This is a genomic window from Pseudomonas koreensis (assembly GCF_012986595.1).
Taxonomy (GTDB): Bacteria; Pseudomonadota; Gammaproteobacteria; order Pseudomonadales; family Pseudomonadaceae; genus Aquipseudomonas; species Aquipseudomonas koreensis.
On sequence record NZ_JAAQYM010000001.1, the window covers coordinates 190834 to 207212 of the forward strand.

The 16379-nt window shown below is 61.2% G+C and carries 20 protein-coding genes; 11 read left to right on the top strand and 9 right to left on the bottom strand.

Going from position 1 to position 16379, the window contains the following annotated elements:
- Positions 1-64 precede the first annotated feature (64 nt).
- The 3 genes from HBN98_RS27870 (at position 65) to HBN98_RS00915 (ending at position 1752) form a co-directional block, all read left to right on the top strand.
- Positions 65-196 (top strand): hypothetical protein, encoded by a 132-nt coding sequence (locus HBN98_RS27870; RefSeq protein WP_257737112.1) that lies wholly within the window; start codon positions 65-67, stop codon positions 194-196.
- A 70-nt stretch (positions 197-266) separates the two neighbouring features.
- Positions 267-449 (top strand): hypothetical protein, encoded by a 183-nt coding sequence (locus HBN98_RS00910; RefSeq protein ID WP_003222790.1) that lies wholly within the window; start codon positions 267-269, stop codon positions 447-449.
- Positions 450-564: 115 nt separating this feature from the next.
- Entirely contained in the window at positions 565-1752 is a 1188-nt protein-coding gene (locus tag HBN98_RS00915) for an MFS transporter (RefSeq protein ID WP_169844032.1), read from the top strand.
- Here the strand turns inward: HBN98_RS00915 and arfB are convergent.
- Both arfB and HBN98_RS00925 read right to left on the bottom strand, forming a co-directional pair.
- Complete coding sequence (gene arfB, locus HBN98_RS00920) at positions 1749-2162, bottom strand: alternative ribosome rescue aminoacyl-tRNA hydrolase ArfB (RefSeq protein WP_083366627.1); 414 nt, start codon at positions 2160-2162, stop codon at positions 1749-1751. The two genes, HBN98_RS00915 and arfB, sit on opposite strands and share 4 nt — an antisense overlap.
- A gap of 173 nt (positions 2163-2335) precedes the next feature.
- The gene (locus tag HBN98_RS00925) at positions 2336-3754 is read right to left on the bottom strand and encodes an amino acid permease (RefSeq protein WP_064586539.1); all 1419 of its coding nucleotides are present in this window, start codon (positions 3752-3754) and stop codon (positions 2336-2338) included.
- Positions 3755-4647: 893 nt separating this feature from the next.
- On the opposite strand from HBN98_RS00925, the gene HBN98_RS00930 reads away from it, so the two are divergent.
- Positions 4648-4785 (top strand): hypothetical protein, encoded by a 138-nt coding sequence (locus tag HBN98_RS00930; protein ID WP_003222780.1) that lies wholly within the window; start codon positions 4648-4650, stop codon positions 4783-4785.
- Between the two features lie 71 nt (positions 4786-4856).
- On the top strand, positions 4857-5822 hold the full coding sequence (locus HBN98_RS00935; RefSeq protein WP_083366628.1) for a M29 family metallopeptidase: 966 nt from the start codon (positions 4857-4859) through the stop codon (positions 5820-5822).
- 198 nt (positions 5823-6020) lie between these two features.
- Here the strand turns inward: HBN98_RS00935 and rluB are convergent, their stop codons facing one another.
- From rluB to HBN98_RS00965, 6 genes are all read right to left on the bottom strand, one after another.
- Positions 6021-7241, bottom strand: a complete 1221-nt coding sequence (rluB, locus tag HBN98_RS00940; protein WP_083369361.1) for a 23S rRNA pseudouridine(2605) synthase RluB — start codon at positions 7239-7241, stop codon at positions 6021-6023.
- 142 nt (positions 7242-7383) lie between these two features.
- Positions 7384-7575 (bottom strand): DUF1289 domain-containing protein, encoded by a 192-nt coding sequence (locus HBN98_RS00945; protein ID WP_003222773.1) that lies wholly within the window; start codon positions 7573-7575, stop codon positions 7384-7386.
- A gap of 145 nt (positions 7576-7720) precedes the next feature.
- A complete protein-coding gene (gene scpB / locus HBN98_RS00950) occupies positions 7721-8701 on the bottom strand; it encodes an SMC-Scp complex subunit ScpB (protein WP_083366629.1) in 981 nt (326 codons plus the stop codon).
- 11 nt (positions 8702-8712) lie between these two features.
- Positions 8713-9411: a segregation and condensation protein A gene (locus HBN98_RS00955; protein ID WP_169841264.1), complete on the bottom strand. Its 699-nt coding sequence runs from the start codon at positions 9409-9411 to the stop codon at positions 8713-8715.
- A 123-nt stretch (positions 9412-9534) separates the two neighbouring features.
- Positions 9535-10164 carry an L-threonylcarbamoyladenylate synthase gene (locus HBN98_RS00960; RefSeq protein WP_007966016.1) on the bottom strand — a complete coding sequence of 210 codons (630 nt, stop codon included), beginning with the start codon at positions 10162-10164 and terminating at the stop codon, positions 9535-9537.
- Between the two features lie 13 nt (positions 10165-10177).
- Complete coding sequence (locus tag HBN98_RS00965; protein ID WP_064586534.1) at positions 10178-11041, bottom strand: PHP domain-containing protein; 864 nt, start codon at positions 11039-11041, stop codon at positions 10178-10180.
- Between the two features lie 87 nt (positions 11042-11128).
- Here HBN98_RS00965 and HBN98_RS00970 point away from each other — a divergent pair, with 87 nt between their 5' ends.
- The 6 genes from HBN98_RS00970 (at position 11129) to HBN98_RS00995 (ending at position 15644) form a co-directional block, all read left to right on the top strand.
- A complete protein-coding gene (locus HBN98_RS00970) occupies positions 11129-11725 on the top strand; it encodes a septation protein A (RefSeq protein WP_064586533.1) in 597 nt (198 codons plus the stop codon).
- Between the two features lies 1 nt (position 11726).
- Positions 11727-12026 (top strand): YciI family protein, encoded by a 300-nt coding sequence (locus HBN98_RS00975; RefSeq protein WP_007966019.1) that lies wholly within the window; start codon positions 11727-11729, stop codon positions 12024-12026.
- A gap of 283 nt (positions 12027-12309) precedes the next feature.
- Complete coding sequence (locus HBN98_RS00980) at positions 12310-12720, top strand: SH3 domain-containing protein (RefSeq protein ID WP_064586532.1); 411 nt, start codon at positions 12310-12312, stop codon at positions 12718-12720.
- 7 nt (positions 12721-12727) lie between these two features.
- Positions 12728-13405 carry a response regulator transcription factor gene (locus HBN98_RS00985; RefSeq protein WP_064586531.1) on the top strand — a complete coding sequence of 226 codons (678 nt, stop codon included), beginning with the start codon at positions 12728-12730 and terminating at the stop codon, positions 13403-13405.
- A gap of 279 nt (positions 13406-13684) precedes the next feature.
- Positions 13685-14134, top strand: coding sequence for a Spy/CpxP family protein refolding chaperone (locus tag HBN98_RS00990; protein WP_047600020.1), 450 nt, complete (start codon positions 13685-13687; stop codon positions 14132-14134).
- A 169-nt stretch (positions 14135-14303) separates the two neighbouring features.
- Entirely contained in the window at positions 14304-15644 is a 1341-nt protein-coding gene (locus HBN98_RS00995) for a sensor histidine kinase (RefSeq protein WP_083366630.1), read from the top strand.
- A gap of 109 nt (positions 15645-15753) precedes the next feature.
- Here HBN98_RS00995 and HBN98_RS01000 read toward each other — a convergent pair whose 3' ends face one another.
- A complete protein-coding gene (locus tag HBN98_RS01000) occupies positions 15754-16320 on the bottom strand; it encodes a nitroreductase family protein (RefSeq protein WP_083366631.1) in 567 nt (188 codons plus the stop codon).
- Positions 16321-16379 lie beyond the last annotated feature (59 nt).

Genomic DNA, 16379 nt, shown 5'->3' on the forward strand with positions numbered 1-16379 from the left:
GCGCAGGCTTTCAAGAAGCGCGGATCTACCAGATCTATCAACAGACTTAGCGAGGAGCGCAACCATGCACGAGATTCCTAATCTCCCCTTCCCAAGCCTGCACGTACCTGAGCAGACGACCACGCAACAAGCCGGTGCGGGGCAGCCCGAGCCGAAAGAAGCCGTTGAGAGCCGCCAGGCCGACAGCGAAGAGTAAAACCCCGCCGTACAGACCGTGTGGAAAGCGCTAAGATGCGCTTTCCACACTGCCTGAAACCGAGCCCGCCATGACCGACGAATTCTCTGAAAGCCAAGCCGCCGTCCTGATCGGTGCCACCGAGAAAATGATCGAGATCTGGAACCGCCTCTCTCCGGAAAAACAGGCCGCCCTGCTCGCCCGTTTCGGCAGCGAAGAAAACGCCCTCGCCGCCCTCGTCACCACGCAACTGGTCGCCCCGGCCAAACCCTGATTCCGCCACCCGGCAAATAGTTTTACTTTTCCCCGCCCCTGACGCATTCGCGCCGGTATCATAAGCAGCCTATCTAATCCTGCTTTGCCGTGGATCCTGCCCCATGTCGTCCTCTATGTCACAACCCCAGCGTCCCCTGGCGGTCACGCTGCAAGTCGTTTCCATCGTCCTCTTCACCTTCATCGGCTACCTGAACATCGGCATCCCGCTCGCGGTGCTGCCGGGCTATGTCCACAGCGACCTGGGCTTCGGCGCGGTGATCGCCGGGCTGGTGATCAGCGTGCAATACCTCGCCACCCTGCTCAGCCGTCCGTACGCCGGCAAGATCATCGACAACCAGGGCAGCAAACGCGCGGTGATGATCGGTCTGGCCGGTTGTGGCTTGAGCGGTGTGTTCATGTTGATTTCGACCTGGACCCCAAATCTGCCGATGCTCAGCCTGATCAGCCTGTTGATCGGCCGTCTGGTGCTGGGCAGCGCGGAAAGCCTGGTGGGCTCCGGTTCGATCGGCTGGGGCATCGGCCGGGTCGGCGCGGCGAACACCGCCAAAGTGATCTCGTGGAACGGCATCGCCAGTTACGGTGCGCTGGCGGTCGGCGCGCCGTTCGGGGTGTGGCTGGTCGGCCAGTTGGGGCTGTGGAGCATGGGCGTCAGCATCATCCTGCTGGCAGCCTTGGGGCTGCTATTGGCGTGGCCGAAGACTGCCGCACCGATTGTCGCCGGCGAACGCCTGCCGTTCATGCATGTGCTCGGCAAGGTTTTTCCGCACGGTTGCGGCCTGGCGCTGGGCTCGATCGGTTTCGGCACCATCGCTACGTTCATCACCCTGTATTACGCCACCCGGCATTGGGACAACGCCGTGCTGTGCCTGAGCCTGTTCGGGGCCAGCTTCATCGGTGCTCGATTATTGTTCGGCAACCTGATCAACCGCCTCGGCGGCTTTCGCGTGGCGATTGCCTGCCTGTCGGTGGAAACCCTCGGCCTGCTGCTGTTGTGGCTGGCGCCGGACGCACATTGGGCGCTGGCCGGTGCGGCGTTGAGTGGCTTTGGCTTCTCGCTGGTGTTCCCGGCGCTGGGCGTGGAAGCGGTGAACCTGGTGCCGGCCTCCAGCCGGGGGGCAGCGGTCGGCGCCTATTCGTTGTTCATCGACTTGTCGCTGGGGATCACCGGGCCATTGGCCGGGGCGATTGCCGCCGGCTTCGGTTTTGCCTCAATCTTCCTCTTCGCGGCCCTCGCCTCGCTCAGCGGACTGGCGCTGAGCGTGTACCTGTACAAGCACACGGCGAAGTACCGCGAAGCCTAGAAATCCACCTTGCCGCGCCCAGCCTTGATGCTGCCGCGCTTGGTTTTCGATTCAAGCCGGCGCTTCTTCGAGCCGAGGGTCGGCTTGGTCGGGCGGCGTTTCTTTTCGACCTTGGTGGCGCTGAGGATCAGCTCGACCAGACGCTCCAGCGCATCGGCGCGATTGGCTTCCTGCGTGCGGTATTGCTGGGCCTTGAGGATCAACACGCCATCGCTGGTGATGCGGCTGTCACGCAGCGCCAGCAGCCGCTCCTTGTAGAACTCGGGCAAGGACGAGGCGGGAATGTCGAAGCGCAGGTGTACGGCGCTGGAGACCTTGTTGACGTTCTGCCCACCGGCGCCTTGCGCGCGGATGGCCGTCAGTTCGATCTCGGCATCCGGCAGATGCACGTTGTTGGAAATCACCAGCATGGAAAAGCATCCGTATTCAGAGGGTGCAGGATACGCCATCAATCCTGTAGGAGCTGCCGAAGGCTGCGATCTTTTGATCTTTGGTCCGAACCCGCCCCGAGCCTTCGGCAGCGCTTACAGGGGCAATAAAAAACCCGGCACATTGGCCGGGTTTGTCGTTTTTGCGTCAGCGCTTACTTCGAAGCACTCGCTGCGTGCAGCGCCTGCTGCGCCCCGCGCTTGTTCTTGATCACGTAGCAGACCCACATGAACACGACCCACACCGGAATCGCGTACACCGAGATCTGGATGCCCGGGATCAGCAGCATCACGCCAAGGATGAACGCGACGAAAGCCAGGCAGACGTAGTTGCCGTACGGGTACCACAGCGCCTTGAACAACGGCGTCTGCCCGGTCTTGTTCATGTGCTGGCGGAACTTGAAGTGCGAGAAGCTGATCATCGCCCAGTTGATCACCAGCGTTGCCACAACCAGCGACATCAACAGTTCCAGCGCCTGCTGCGGGATCAGGTAGTTAAGCAACACCGCCACCAGCGTGACCGCCGCCGACGCCAGGATCGAACGCACCGGCACGCCGCGCTTGTCGATTTTCGCCAGACCTTTCGGCGCATCGCCCTGCTCGGCCATGCCCAGCAGCATGCGGCTGTTGCAGTAGGTGCCGCTGTTGTACACCGACAGCGCCGCGGTCAGCACCACGAAGTTGAGGATGTGCGCGGCGGTGTTGCTGCCGAGCATCGAGAACACCTGCACGAACGGGCTGCCGCTGTACGAGTCGCCGGACGCATTGAGGGTCGCAAGCAGGCTGTCCCATGGGGTCAGCGACAGCAGGATCACCAGCGCGCCGATGTAGAAAATCAGGATCCGGTAGATCACCTGATTGATCGCTTTCGGGATCACGGTTTTCGGCTTGTCGGCTTCGGCGGCGGTGAAACCGAGCATTTCCAGGCCGCCGAAGGAGAACATGATGATCGCCATCGCCATCACCAGACCGCTGACGCCGTTGGGGAAGAAGCCACCGTGGGACCACAGGTTGCTGACCGAGGCTTGCGGGCCCCCATGGCCGCTGACCAGCAGGTAGCTGCCCAGCGCGATCATGCCGACGATCGCCACGACCTTGATGATCGCGAACCAGAATTCGGCTTCACCGAAGACTTTGACGTTGGCCAGGTTGATCGCGTTGATCAGCACGAAGAACGCGGCGGCGGTGACCCAGGTCGGGATGTCCGGCGCCCAGTAGTGGATGTACTTGCCGACCGCCGTCAGCTCCGACATGCCCACCAGAATGTACAGAATCCAGCAGTTCCAGCCCGACAGGAAGCCGGCGAAGCCGCCCCAGTACTTGTGCGCGAAATGGCTGAAGGAACCGGCCACCGGCTCTTCGACGATCATCTCGCCGAGCTGGCGCATGATCATGAAGGCGATGAAGCCGCAGATGGCGTAGCCGAGAATCATCGACGGGCCGGCGGATTTCAGGACCCCGGCCGACCCCAGGAACAATCCGGTACCGATCGCGCCACCGAGGGCGATCAGTTGAATGTGGCGATTTTTCAGGCCGCGTTTCAGCTCGCCTGATTGCGAGTTTTGTCCACTCATGAAAAAGGTCTCACGCAAGGTTTGATGATGTTCAGTAGACGTTGCTGCAAGGTTGCGATTTCAGGCAGCCCCGATCAAACCCCAGCGCAGGCACCAGGAGTTCAGCTTATTTACAACGGTCATGCGTCACCTGTTTGTTTTTATCTGTGACGAAATCGAACCCGACACGCTTGTGGCGCGGCGGAGTGAACAAGGCGGATGGCCTTGAGGTTTGCGCGATTACGCAGAGGGTCACAGTTAAAACGCGGCGCATTGTACACCGCTAACCCCCTGCTGCCAGACCCCGCTGGATCAGCGTGGCGCTTGCCGGGATTGCGTGGGTCCGCCTCGAGATGTTCGGGCGGCTGCAAAAATTGAGTCAGGCCTTTGCAGGCCATCGACGGGGACGAGCGAAAAACCGTCCCACGGAGAGAAGTGCAGATCGATCACGGCGTTCATTGCGCCTCCTTCTTGTTATGCACCTGCACGGCAGGCATGAGGCGCATCTCACCCTGCAAACGGCGCTGAAACAAGCGCGCCAGAGCCTTGCGTGACGCCTTTGTGGCCGGGCTTCGGCAGGTTTTCCTTACAGAATAGGCAAGGTGCCAAATCCACTGGGCTTTACCGGGCTTTTCGTAAACTTTTCTTTACGATGCGTAACGCAGATTTTCCATTTCGGAAATTTCTGTAGGACGTCTGCAAATTGACGGTAGCAAGCTAGCTAATGAAATTGGCCGCTTAGTTTTTTGTTTTCAAATAAGAAAATCGGCGTTTAAAAACAGAATAAAAAGTTTATTTAAATTTTAAATAAATAATTTTTTGCATTACAAAACGCCGTGAACTAGGTTCTTCACGTCTTGCCGGCCACCTCGACCGGCCAGTCAAAACCGTGAAAGTCATCTAGGAGATCGACCATGCAAGCACTGGAAAAAGACTTGGATACCGAACTGCAACTGGACGAATGGTTTGAAGCACCGACCCATGAGGCCGCCGTGGAAATGATGCAAGCCGACGCGGTCGTTCCGTTCGGCACGGCGATGTGGCCACTGTAAGACATCCCCAGGCAGGCGCGAACCGGCCGGTCGTGCCTGCCGCTTTCTTCACGGTCAGTCAGGGAGGACACATGGATAAGCCCCGCGCGATCTCGCATTTCCTTTACTACCTCGAACATCACCCTGCCCTTGCCGGCCTTGAGTCCGCCAGGGTATTGCTCGGCCACACCGCCGATTACGAAGCCCTGACCGGCGCCATCGCCGAACAGGCCGGCGATCATCCGCGCTTCAGCTTCAGCGCCCGACGCCTGGACCTGGAAAGCACCGCAGCGCTGACCACGGCGATTGCCGACAGCGATCTGTACATTTTCTTCTACGACTCTTCCACCCTGCCCAACCCGCGCCCCGACGGCCCGGAATTTGTCCGTGCGCTACAAGGCGTGATGGCGGAAAACTGGAAGAAGTCGCTGCTGTTCAAGGATTACGGCGACTATTTCTACGACACCTTCAGCGTCACCCCGCAGCGTATCGCCGGGCTCAACAGCCACTTGATCCAGCGCATGTCCCAGGCGACGACGCTGAGTTTCAAGGACGAACACGGTTCCTGGTTCGAAACGCCGCTGAGCAGCATCAAGAAGTGGACCGACATCAACGGCGTCGGCAACTTCGACCTGGCCCCCGGCGAAATCGCCACCCACAGCGAAGCCATCAACGGTCATGTGAAATTCAAGGGCACCTTCCTCAGCACCATCCCCTTTGCGCGCAAGTACGGCGTGCTCGAATCGCCGCTGGAACTGTGGATCGAGAACTCGACGATCAGCCGCATCGCCACCGACGTGCCGGGGCTGGAGCATGATTTCAACAAGTACCTGGATGCCAACCCGTCGAACCGGCGCATCGAAGAACTGGGCATTGGCACCAACGAAGGGGTGAAGGATCTGTATGCGCGCAATGCCGGCTTCGAAGAACGGCACTGTGGTCTGCACCTGGGCCTCGGCGGTGGGGCCAAGGGCAGTCATCACCTGGACCTGATTTTCTCCGGCGGGGTGTTGGCGCTGGATGACAAGCCGGTGTTTGACGGGCGGTTTGTGTTTTAGGCGACTGACGCCTTCGCGAGCAGGCTCGCTCCCACAGGGATTTATGCTCGACGCAAATCCAATGTGGGAGCGGGCTTGCCCGCGATGAGGCCGGACAAGCCACCACAGCATTTTCACCAGACGAAAAAAAACGCCAACCCTGCGGTTGGCGTTTTTTTGCTTTAGCTTGAAGCTTGCCGCTCAAAGCTTACAGCTGCTTCACTCAGGCTTCTTGCGACCAAAACCCGGACGCTGACCAGACCCGGCCGGCGCGCCACGGCGCTTGCCCGATGGCTTGTCACCGTCGACCAGTTTGATCCCCGGACGTTTCGGCGCCGGTTTGGCCGGACGCTTGCTGGTGGTGTCCGCAGGACGATCCGCCACTGGCGTACCGCGACCAGCAGGTGCACCACGTTCGCCACGCTCGGTGCGACCGTTAGCCGGACGCGGTGCGCGCTCGCCGTCACGGGCAACAGGCTTGCGAGCCGGACGCTCGCCTTCGATCTGTGGCTCGCGGCTCGGACGTGGGCCGGTCGGCGCGCCAGCGGCTGGACGCAGAGTGCGCACGCGCTCGGTCTTGGCCATCGGTCGCGACGATTTACGCTGCATACGCTCCAGCTTGTCCTTGCTCTTGGCATTCAGTTGCGGCATCGCCACCGGCGTCAGGCCGACTTCGGCGCTCAACACGTCGACTTCGTACTGACTCATTTCGCGCCAGCGGCCCATCGGCAGGTCGGAGTTGAGGAACACCGGACCGAAACGCACGCGCTTCAGACGGCTGACCACCAGACCCTGGGACTCCCACAGACGACGAACCTCACGGTTACGGCCTTCCATCACCACGCAGTGGTACCAGTGGTTGAAGCCTTCGCCGCCCGGTGCCTGCTGAATGTCGGTGAAACGCGCAGGGCCGTCTTCCAGCACCACACCCGCCTTCAGGCGCTCGATCATTTCGTCGTCGACTTCACCGCGTACGCGCACGGCGTACTCACGGTCCATCTCGTAGGACGGGTGCATCAGGCGGTTGGCCAGTTCACCGTCGGTGGTGAACATCAGCAGACCGGTGGTGTTGATGTCGAGACGACCGATGTTGATCCAGCGACCTTCTTTCGGACGCGGCAGCTTGTCGAACACGGTCGGACGGCCTTCCGGGTCGTCACGGGTGCAGATCTCGCCATCGGGTTTGTTGTACATGATCACGCGGCGGACCGACTCGGCAGCCTCTTCGCGCTTGATCACCTTGCCATCGATGGTGATGGCGTCGTGCATGTCGACGCGCAGGCCGAGGGTGGCGTCTTTGCCATTGACCTTGATCCGGCCCTGGCTGATCCAGGCTTCGACGTCACGGCGCGAGCCGACGCCGATACGGGCGAGGACTTTCTGCAGCTTTTCGCCTGCTGGGCCGATTTCCTGGTCGTCTTTCTGATTGATGTCACTCATCTGGGCACCTCCCGGTGTGGTCTGTTCAGGCGGCGCCTGAAGCATTGAAATCTGGTTTTCGGGCGAAGGGATCGCCGAAGGGTCGCGAATCATACGCGGATGTGCGCCGTCGCGCATCAGAGACTAGCTGATCGACCGACAGTTATTTCTTTTTCCGCCGACCGGCACCACCAAGTTTGATCAGGCGCAGCGCGGCTTCGGCCAGCACCGTGCGCTTGTCGTCCTTGTCGAGTTTCTTCCAGGCGCGGATCTCGCGCTTGCTGCGGCCACAGCCGAGGCAGATGTCGTCGGTGAATTTGCAGAGGCTGATGCACGGGTCTTTGGTTGAGCTCATACCTTTCTCCAGAACACATTGATCCCTGTGGGAGCGGGCTTGCCCGCGATGACGGAGTGTCAGCCAGCATATTTGTGTCTGATGCACCGCAATCGCGGGCAAGCCCGCTCCCACAGGGTTCTTCAGTGTTCAGAAAATTTGATTGTCAGTCTTCGAACTCGCGGCGTTCGGCCTCGATCGCTTCAGCCAGCGCGCGGGCTTCGGCTTCTTCTTCGCTCAGCTCGGGTTCTGGCGCCGGTTGCTCGAGAGCGGCGACGGCGGCCAACAGCTTTTCACGGGCTTCGGCAACACCAAGAATGTCCTCTTCCGGTTCGGCTTCGGGCTCGGCCTCAAGTTCAACTTCAATCACCGGCTCGGCGGTCTCAACGATCTCGGTTTCAGGCTCAGTCGTCGACGCTTCGCCATCGGCCGCATCCCGCAACAAATCATCGAAGTCGGTCTTGATCCCCTCCTCCATGCTGTCCAGCTCCAGCAGCAAGCTGTGGAAACTGGTTTCTTCCTTCGGCTCTTCCGGTTCGGCGCTGGCGTCGGCCAGTTCTTGCAGGCCGGCGGGCACTGGCGCGTCGTCGAAATCGAGCACCGGCTCGGTTTCCATTTCGCGCAGTTCGGCCAGCGGCGGCAGGTCTTCGAGGTTCTTCAGGTTGAAGTGGTCGAGAAACGCCTTGGTGGTGGCGAACATCGCCGGTTTGCCCGGCACATCGCGGTAACCGACGATGCGAATCCACTCGCGCTCGATCAGCGTCTTGACGATGTTGGTGTTGACCGCCACGCCCCGCACGTCTTCGATCTCGCCCCGGGTGATCGGCTGGCGATAGGCGATCAGCGCCATGGTTTCCAGCAGCGCACGGGAATAGCGTTGCGGGCGTTCTTCCCACAAACGTCCGACCCACGGCGAAAACTTCTCACGGATCTGCAAGCGATAGCCGGAGGCGACTTCCTTGAGTTCGAACGCGCGGCCCTCGCAGGACTTTGCCAGCAGGCTCAGGGCTTTCTTGAAGACTGGCGGTTCGGGCCGTTCGCCCTCTTCGAACAGTTCGTAGAGGCGTTCAAGCGATTGCGGCTTTCCCGAGGCCAACAGAAAGGCTTCAAGCAGGGGCGCCAGCTCGCGGGGTTCAGTCAGGTTCATGTTTCGACTCGTTATTCGGCTCGGGCTCGCACGTGGATCGCGGCGAACGGCTCATTCTGCACCAGCTCGACCAAGGATTCCTTGACCAGTTCAAGGATCGCCATAAAGGTCACCACCACGCCGAGGCGGCCTTCCTCGGCAGTGAACAGCTCGACGAACGGCACAAAGCCGCCGCCCTTGAGCCGTTCCAGCACATCGCTCATGCGCTCGCGGGTCGACAGCGCCTCGCGGCTGACCTGATGGCTCTCGAACATGTCGCCACGGCGCAGCACCTCGGCCATGGACATCAAAATCTCTTCCAGCGCGACATCCGGCAGCAGCTTGCGTGCACGGGCCTCCGGGGCGTCAAGCTTGGGCACCACCACATCACGGCCAACCCGGCTCAGGCCGTCGATGCCCTCGGCAGCGGCCTTGAAGCGCTCGTATTCCTGCAAGCGGCGGATCAGCTCGGCGCGCGGGTCGTCTTCTTCCTCCTCGACCGTCTCGGCCCGAGGCAGGAGCATGCGCGACTTGATCTCGGCGAGCATCGCGGCCATCACCAGGTACTCGGCCGCCAGCTCCAGGCGCACCGACTGCATCAACTCGACATAGCCCATGTACTGACGGGTGATTTCCGCCACGGGGATGTCGAGGATGTTGATGTTCTGTTTGCGGATCAGGTACAGCAGCAGGTCGAGCGGGCCTTCAAAGGCTTCGAGAAAGACTTCCAGTGCATCCGGCGGGATGTACAGGTCCAGCGGCATCTCCGTGACCGCCTGGCCATAGACCATGGCAAACGGCAGTTCCTGCTGAGCGCCGGCCTGGGGATCGACAACGGTTTCCACTGCGGACATTCAGGCCTCGACCATGAACGGCGCAGGGTCGCCGCAACCGACGCGGATCACTTCCGGGTCGTCGCCGGTCAGGTCGATCACGGTAGACGCCTTGATCCCGCCGAAACCGCCGTCGATGATCAGATCCACCTGATGTTCAAGCAATTGACGCATTTCGTACGGATCGCTCAGCGGGTCTTCGTCGCCGGGCATGATCAGGGTCACGCTCATCAGCGGCTCGCCGAGTTCAGCCAGCAAGGCCAGGGCAATCGGATGGCTCGGCACCCGCAGACCGATGGTGCGCTTCTTCGGATGCAGCAGCAGGCGCGGCACTTCGCGGGTGGCGTTGAGAATAAAGGTGTAAGGCCCCGGCAGATGGGCCTTGAGAATGCGGAAGGTTCCGGTGTCGATCTTGGCGTAGTTGCCCAGTTGCGACAGGTCGCTGCAGATCAGCGCAAAGTTGTGCTTCTCGTCGAGCTGACGCAGGCGTCGCACGCGCTCAATCGCGGTCTTGTCACCGATCTGGCAACCAATCGCGTAGGAAGAGTCCGTGGGATAAATCACCACCCCGCCCTTGCGGATGATCTCGACCGCCTGTTTGATCAGGCGCGCTTGCGGGTTTTCCGGATGAATCTGGAAAAATTGACTCACATTCTCTACCTGTTCAGACGGCGGCAATAACTGTGTCATGTTTGAACCGACACCACAGGGGTGGAAGGTCCTCGGGAACCGGCCGGTACTGGCCAATCTCGGACCAGCCTCCAGGGCCATGGAAATCACTGCCGGCGCTGACCAGCAGACCGAACTCACGGGCAAGGATTGCCAGGCTGCCCACCTGTTCTGCGGGCTGAAAGCCATTGACCACTTCAATCGCATGCCCGCCCGCTTGAATATAGTCGGCAATCAGCTTTCGGCGCTTGCTGCGGGTGAAATCGTAGTGCCAGGGATGCGCCAGGCTGACCCAGGCACCCGCGGCGCGCAGGGTCTCGACGGTTTCTTCCAGGGTCGGCCAGTGCTGCTTGACGTCACCCAGCTTGCCGGCGCCGAGCCATTTGCGGAATGCCTCGGCGCGATCCTTTACAAAACCTTCACGCACCATCCAGTCAGCGAAATGCGGACGGGCCGGGGCGTTGCCGCTGTCGCCCAGCTCCTGCTGGATCTGCCGGGCGCCGTCGAGGGCACCGGGCATGCCCTTGAGAGCGAGCTTGCGGCTTATTTCTTCGGACCGCAGCCAGCGGCCATCGTGCAATCTGGCGATGGCTTCGACCAAAGGCGCCGCGTTGACGTCGAAACCGTAGCCCAGCACATGAATGGTCGCGCCGCCCCAGGTGCAGGACAGTTCAACGCCATTGACCAGTTGCATGCCCAATTCGTGGGCGGCGCTGCGCGCTTCGGCGAGGCCTTCGAGGGTGTCATGGTCGGTCAACGCCAGGACTTGCACGCCGTTCTCGAACGCACGCGCAACCAGAACCGCAGGCGCCAGGGCGCCATCGGAGGCCGTGCTGTGGCAGTGCAAATCAACATTCACGGGGAGTTGTAACCTCAAATCAGCTGGCGCTATCGCGCGCCCATATGTTTGTTATTATGCCGCCACATCCAGCTTCTGGCTCTCACTGTGAAACAATTCATCGATTTCATCCCGCTTCTGCTGTTTTTCATCGTTTACAAACTTGATCCACGGGTCGTCGACCTGGCCGGCCACGAGGTCACCGTAGGCGGTATCTACAGCGCCACCGCGATGCTGATCATCAGCTCCCTGGTGGTCTACGGCGCGTTGTTCATCAAACAGCGCAAGCTGGAAAAGAGCCAATGGCTGACCCTGATCGCCTGCCTGGTGTTCGGCAGCCTGACCCTCGCGTTCCACAGCGAGACCTTCCTCAAATGGAAAGCCCCGGTGGTCAACTGGCTGTTCGCCCTGGCCTTCATCGGCAGCCACTTCATCGGTGACCGCCTGCTGATCAAACGCATCATGGGCCACGCACTGACCCTGCCGGATCCGGTCTGGACCCGCCTGAACATCGCCTGGATCGTCTTCTTCCTGTTCTGCGGAGCCGCCAACCTGTTCGTGGCGTTCACCTTCCAGAGCATCTGGGTCGACTTCAAGGTATTCGGCAGCCTGGGCATGACCGTGCTGTTCCTGGTCGGCCAGGGCATCTACCTGTCCCGTCACCTGCACGACGCCGATACCACAACACCAAAAACCGAGGACTGACATGCTCTACGCAATCATTGCCACCGACGTTGCCAACTCGCTCGAAGCACGCCTTGCCGCGCGCCCGGCCCACCTGGAACGCCTGCAAGTGCTCAAGGGCGAAGGCCGCATCGTGCTGGCCGGTCCGCATCCGGCGGTTGACAGCAATGATCCGGGCGCTGCGGGCTTCACCGGCAGCCTGATCGTCGCCGAATTCGACTCGCTGAGCGCTGCGCAAGCATGGGCCGATGCTGATCCGTACATCGCCGCCGGTGTCTACGCCAACGTGATCGTCAAGCCGTTCAAGCAAGTTTTGCCGTAACCAAGGAATATCGAGGGACTCTGTGGCGAGGGGATTCATCCCCGATGGGTTGCGCAGCAACCCCAAAGCCATTCAATGCGGTGTGCCTGACACACCGCATGCTCCCATTTCAGGTCTGCTTCGCAGCCCATCGGGGATGAATCCCCTCACCACAAAAATCATCAACCGCAATATCTCCTCCACCCGCACTGAACCTTCTCGGTTCTCCCCGCTCTCAATCGCTCATTATTCTCGTTTGCCTGCCGACAACCTGCCCAATATCCATTTGCTAGCAGGAATCGCAATGCGCAAAGGTCCGTTGTGTCTGATGTGGGTCACGTTGTTGATCATGGCGCCCGCCCATGGTGAGGAAACCACCGAAAGCGGCGGTTCCACGCCATTGTCGTTAAGTGCCGGCAGCCAGATTACCGAGTTGCAGCAGCGCCTCAAGGTCAGCGAGCAGCAGCGGGAAGAACTGAACAAACAACTGCAAAATGCCGACAACACCCGCGAAAGCGCGCAGCTCGCCCGGTTGCGCCAAGAGAACCAGCGCCTGAAGCTGCAACTCAAGGAAGCCCAGGCCAGCCCGTTGCCGCGACTGTTGACCGAACAGCAGCAATGGTTCGTCACGGGCGCCGGGGTAGCGCTATTGGCGCTGCTGTGCGGTATCTTTGCCAGTGGAGCAAGCCGAAAACGTCGGCAATGGCTAAATTGAGTGAGTCATGAGCGAGCTGTTACTGATTGATGATGACCAGGAGTTGTGCGAACTCCTGAGTAGCTGGCTGAGCCAGGAAGGCTTCCAGGTGCGCGCCTGCCACGATGGTCAGAGTGCCCGCAAAGCCCTGGCCGAATCGGCTCCGGCGGCGGTGGTCCTGGACGTCATGCTGCCCGATGGCAGCGGTCTGGAGCTGCTCAAGCAATTGCGCAACGATCACGCCGACCTGCCGGTGCTGATGCTTTCGGCCCGGGGCGAACCGCTGGACCGCATTCTTGGTCTGGAGCTGGGGGCTGACGATTACCTGGCCAAGCCCTGCGATCCGCGTGAGCTCACCGCCCGCCTGCGCGCCGTGCTGCGTCGCAGTCACCCTGCCGCGGTGTCGACCCAGCTCGAGCTGGGCGACCTGAGTTTCAGCCCGATGCGCGGCGTGGTCAGCATCGACGAGAAAGAACTGACCCTCACCGTGTCCGAAAGCCGTTTGCTCGAAGCCCTGCTCAAGCAGCCCGGCGAGCCGCTGGACAAACAGGAACTGGCGCAACTGGCCCTCGGCCGCAAGTTGACCCTCTACGACCGCAGCCTCGACATGCACGTGAGCAACCTGCGCAAGAAGATCGGCCCCCACCCCGACGGCCGCCCGCGCATCGTCGCCCTGCGCAGCCGTGGTTACTACTACAGCCTTTGAATTGCACGCTCTGCCCCTGTAGGAGCTGCCGAAGGCTGCGATCTTTAGGCTGTGGGACGCAGAGCGCCCCAGGCTGCATTCCCACGCAGAGCGTGGGAACGATCGACAGGGGACTGCTGCGCAGTCCAGCGGGAGCAAGCTCCCTCGCCACAGAGGTTTGTAAGGCTGGAGACAAAGCGTCTTTACCCAAGCTTTACGCAGCGCTGACCGCCGCTGACCTTGATCTCCGTAATCTGTACTCATCCGGAACGTACCGGGAACGAGACAAGGAGATACACCATGCGCAAGACTCTTATCGCTCTGATGTTCGCTGCCGCTCTGCCAACCGTCGCCATGGCCATGCCACAAGATGGCGGCCCGATGGGTGGTCCGCTCGACGGCCCACGCCACGGCGGTCAGATGCACGGCGAGCACGGCAAAGGCCCGTACAGCCAACTCGACCTGTCCCGCGAACAGCGCGATCAGATCCGCAAGATCATGGGCGAGCAGATGCACGAGCGTCGTCAGGTGGTCGAGAAGTACCTGGAAAAACTCTCGCCGGCTGACCAGAAAGCCATGAAGGACGAGATGGCGGCCAACCACAAGAAAGCCGAAGCCGATGTACGCAACCTGCTGAAACCGGATCAACAGAAGAAATTCGACGAGATCCAGAAGAAACAGGCTGAACGCCGCGCCGAATGGGCCGAGTTCAAAGCGTGGAAGGCGCAACAGCCGCAAAAAGCGCAATAATGTTCTGACCTATGGCCCATCGGTTGAACCCGATGGGCCTGTTTGCATTTGTGCCTGTAGGAGCTGCGGCACGCTGCGATCTTTTGATTTTGGTTTTAACAACAAGATCAAAAGATCGCAGCGTGCCGCAGCTCCTACAGGGGGATTTGTGTTTGATTGAGGATTTTCTGTGCGTTCATTGTTCTGGCGTATTCTCGCGAGCTTCTGGCTGGCCATCGCTCTGGTGGCCGGGCTGTCCATTCTGCTTGGGCACATGCTCAATCAGGACGCGTGGATCCTCAGTCGCCATCCGGGCCTCAACACCCTGGCCGCCGAGTGGACGCAAACCTACGAAGCCCAGGGCGAAGACGCCGCGCAGGACATCCTCGAACAGCGCAAACGCCAATATCACATCGACGTTCAGGTGCTGAACGAAAGCGGCGACCCGGTGGTGCGCGGCACCTTCCCGCGCCGCGCCGCCGCGTTCGAAGCCCGGCAGAACAACGACGACCGACGCTTGCCATGGCGCCGTCTGACCGACGAGTTCACCAGCGAAAAAACCGGCGACACCTACCTGTTCATCTTCCGCATCCCGCACCCGGAACTCGACGCCTGGCACCGCGAAAGCCTGCTGTGGCCGCTGAGTGCGCTGGGCATCGCGCTGGTGGTGCTGACCCTGTTCAGCTTGCTGGTGACCTTCTCCATCACCCGCCCGCTCAGCCGTTTGCGCGGCGCGGTGCATGATCTGGGGCAGACCACCTACCAGCAGAACAGCCTGGCAAAACTGGCCAACCGCCGCGACGAATTCGGCGTGCTCGCGACTGACTTCAACCGCATGGGCGCACGCCTGCAAAGCCTGATCGGCAGCCAGCGCCAGTTGCTGCGCGATGTCTCCCACGAACTGCGCTCACCGTTGGCGCGTTTGCGCATCGCCTTGGCACTGGCGGAACGGGCCAACCCGGAAGAACGGGAAAAACTCTGGCCACGCCTGACCCGCGAATGCGACCGCCTCGAAGCGTTGATCAGCGAAATTCTGGTGCTGGCGCGGGTCGATGCCGACAACGCCAGTGCTGAAGCGGTGGACTTGAATGCGTTGCTGGCGACGTTGCACAAAGATGCGCAGCTCGGCTCGCCGGAACAGACCGTGCGCCTGAACGCCGAGCCTCACCTGAACCTGACCGGCTGGCCGACCATGATCGAGCGCGCCGTCGATAACCTGCTGCGCAACGCCCAGCGCTTCAACCCCGAGGGCCAGGCGATCGAGATGCAGGCCTTGCGTCAGGGCGAACGGATTGTGGTCAGCGTGCGCGACCACGGGCCGGGGGTGCAGGCCGAACATCTGAGTCAGTTGGGCGAACCGTTCTACCGGGCCCCGGGGCAGACGGCGGCGGGACATGGTCTGGGATTGGCGATTGCCAAGCGCGCGGCGGAGCGGCATGGCGGCAGTTTGACGTTGGCCAATCATCCGCAGGGTGGGTTTATTGCCAGTCTGGAATTGCCGTTGGTGCCGGGAGCGGTGGTCCAGCCCTGATCAAACTGTAGGAGTGAGCCTGCTCGCGATAGCAGTGGATCAGTCTATAGATTGTTGTCTGATCCACCGCTATCGCGAGCAGGCTCACTCCTGCATTTGATCGGTGGTGTCAGGCCTTATCCGGCCAGGCACTGACGAATTCGGCCAGATCAACCTTCTCGGCCACACGCGGTTCTTTCTGCGGCGTACCCAGGTACAGGAACGCGATCACCTCTTCGCCTTCGGCCAGGCCCAACCCTTGGGCTACATGCTTCGAATACGCCAGATCACCCGTACGCCACACCGCACCAATCCCTTGGGCGTATGCCGCCAGCAAAATGCCGTGGGCCGCACAACCCGCCGCCAGCAATTGCTCGGCCTTCGGGTATTTGACGTGGTCCTGCAATTTCGCGATCACTACAACCACCAGCGGTGCCCGCAGCGGGCCGTTGCGCGCCTTGTCGATCATCGCTTCGGTGACTTCGCCGTCCTGCATCTGCGCCGCTTCAGCCAGCAACTCACCCATTTGCTCGCGTGCCGCGCCTTCGACGGTCAGGAAACGATACGGCTGCAGGTGGCCGTGATCCGGTGCACGCAGGGCGGCGCCGAACAGGGCTTCGCGCTGCTGCGCGGTGGGGGCCGGTTCGACCAGTCGTGGAACGGAAACACGGTTGAGCAACGCGTCGAGAGCCTGCATCGGCCACCTCCTGAGAAAAATGTGCAGCTATTCTAGCTGCATCTGCCAACGGGATGCCG

Coding starts and splice junctions, on each gene's coding strand:
- HBN98_RS27870 (WP_257737112.1), top strand. CDS start 65: ATGCACGAGATTCCTAATCTCCCCTTCCCAAGCCTGCACGTACCTGAG.
- HBN98_RS00910 (WP_003222790.1), top strand. CDS start 267: ATGACCGACGAATTCTCTGAAAGCCAAGCCGCCGTCCTGATCGGTGCC.
- HBN98_RS00915 (WP_169844032.1), top strand. CDS start 565: ATGTCACAACCCCAGCGTCCCCTGGCGGTCACGCTGCAAGTCGTTTCC.
- arfB (WP_083366627.1), bottom strand. CDS start 2,162: ATGCTGGTGATTTCCAACAACGTGCATCTGCCGGATGCCGAGATCGAA.
- HBN98_RS00925 (WP_064586539.1), bottom strand. CDS start 3,754: ATGAGTGGACAAAACTCGCAATCAGGCGAGCTGAAACGCGGCCTGAAA.
- HBN98_RS00930 (WP_003222780.1), top strand. CDS start 4,648: ATGCAAGCACTGGAAAAAGACTTGGATACCGAACTGCAACTGGACGAA.
- HBN98_RS00935 (WP_083366628.1), top strand. CDS start 4,857: ATGGATAAGCCCCGCGCGATCTCGCATTTCCTTTACTACCTCGAACAT.
- rluB (WP_083369361.1), bottom strand. CDS start 7,241: ATGAGTGACATCAATCAGAAAGACGACCAGGAAATCGGCCCAGCAGGC.
- HBN98_RS00945 (WP_003222773.1), bottom strand. CDS start 7,575: ATGAGCTCAACCAAAGACCCGTGCATCAGCCTCTGCAAATTCACCGAC.
- scpB (WP_083366629.1), bottom strand. CDS start 8,701: ATGAACCTGACTGAACCCCGCGAGCTGGCGCCCCTGCTTGAAGCCTTT.
- HBN98_RS00975 (WP_007966019.1), top strand. CDS start 11,727: ATGCTCTACGCAATCATTGCCACCGACGTTGCCAACTCGCTCGAAGCA.
- HBN98_RS00980 (WP_064586532.1), top strand. CDS start 12,310: ATGCGCAAAGGTCCGTTGTGTCTGATGTGGGTCACGTTGTTGATCATG.
- HBN98_RS00985 (WP_064586531.1), top strand. CDS start 12,728: ATGAGCGAGCTGTTACTGATTGATGATGACCAGGAGTTGTGCGAACTC.
- HBN98_RS00990 (WP_047600020.1), top strand. CDS start 13,685: ATGCGCAAGACTCTTATCGCTCTGATGTTCGCTGCCGCTCTGCCAACC.
- HBN98_RS01000 (WP_083366631.1), bottom strand. CDS start 16,320: ATGCAGGCTCTCGACGCGTTGCTCAACCGTGTTTCCGTTCCACGACTG.